This is a genomic window from Bacillus sp. lyk4-R2A-2, from assembly GCF_030209735.1.
Lineage (GTDB): Bacteria > Bacillota > Bacilli > Bacillales > Bacillaceae > Bacillus > Bacillus pumilus.
The window spans coordinates 1-1,390 of the sequence record NZ_JARVRK010000013.1; the positions used below are offsets into that span (position 1 = coordinate 1).

The 1,390-nt window shown below is 54.3% G+C and carries 1 rRNA gene; it reads left to right on the forward strand.

Annotated elements, in window-relative coordinates:
• A 23S ribosomal RNA gene (locus QRN39_RS17970) occupies positions 1-1,375 on the forward strand; the annotation flags it as partial.
• Between the last annotated feature and the right edge of the window lie 15 nt (positions 1,376-1,390).

A 1,390-nucleotide genomic window follows, 5' to 3' on the forward strand; every position in this document is an offset into this window, starting at 1 on the left:
AAGGCTGAGCTGTGATGGCGAGCGAAATTTAGTAGCGAAGTTCCTGATTCCACACTGCCAAGAAAAGCCTCTAGCGAGGTGAGAGGTGCCCGTACCGCAAACCGACACAGGTAGGCGAGGAGAGAATCCTAAGGTGATCGAGAGAACTCTCGTTAAGGAACTCGGCAAAATGACCCCGTAACTTCGGGAGAAGGGGTGCTTCTTAGGGTGTTAAAGCCCCGAGAAGCCGCAGTGAATAGGCCCAGGCGACTGTTTAGCAAAAACACAGGTCTCTGCGAAGCCGTAAGGCGAAGTATAGGGGCTGACGCCTGCCCGGTGCTGGAAGGTTAAGAGGAGCGCTTAGCGTAAGCGAAGGTGCGAATTGAAGCCCCAGTAAACGGCGGCCGTAACTATAACGGTCCTAAGGTAGCGAAATTCCTTGTCGGGTAAGTTCCGACCCGCACGAAAGGCGCAACGATCTGGGCACTGTCTCAACGAGAGACTCGGTGAAATTATAGTACCTGTGAAGATGCAGGTTACCCGCGACAGGACGGAAAGACCCCGTGGAGCTTTACTGCAGCCTGATATTGAATGTTGGTACAGCTTGTACAGGATAGGTAGGAGCCTTGGAAACCGGAGCGCTAGCTTCGGTGGAGGCATCGGTGGGATACTACCCTGGCTGTATTGACCTTCTAACCCGCTGCCCTTATCGGGCAGGGAGACAGTGTCAGGTGGGCAGTTTGACTGGGGCGGTCGCCTCCTAAAATGTAACGGAGGCGCCCAAAGGTTCCCTCAGAATGGTTGGAAATCATTCGCAGAGTGTAAAGGCACAAGGGAGCTTGACTGCGAGACCTACAAGTCGAGCAGGGACGAAAGTCGGGCTTAGTGATCCGGTGGTTCCGCATGGAAGGGCCATCGCTCAACGGATAAAAGCTACCCCGGGGATAACAGGCTTATCTCCCCCAAGAGTCCACATCGACGGGGAGGTTTGGCACCTCGATGTCGGCTCATCGCATCCTGGGGCTGTAGTCGGTCCCAAGGGTTGGGCTGTTCGCCCATTAAAGCGGTACGCGAGCTGGGTTCAGAACGTCGTGAGACAGTTCGGTCCCTATCCGTCGCGGGCGCAGGAAATTTGAGAGGAGCTGTCCTTAGTACGAGAGGACCGGGATGGACGCACCGCTGGTGTACCAGTTGTTCTGCCAAGGGCATCGCTGGGTAGCTATGTGCGGACGGGATAAGTGCTGAAAGCATCTAAGCATGAAGCCCCCCTCAAGATGAGATTTCCCATTCCGCAAGGAAGTAAGATCCCTGAAAGATGATCAGGTTGATAGGTCTGAGGTGGAAGCGTGGTGACACGTGGAGCTGACAGATACTAATAGATCGAGGACTTAACCTATATTCTAATGTGAAG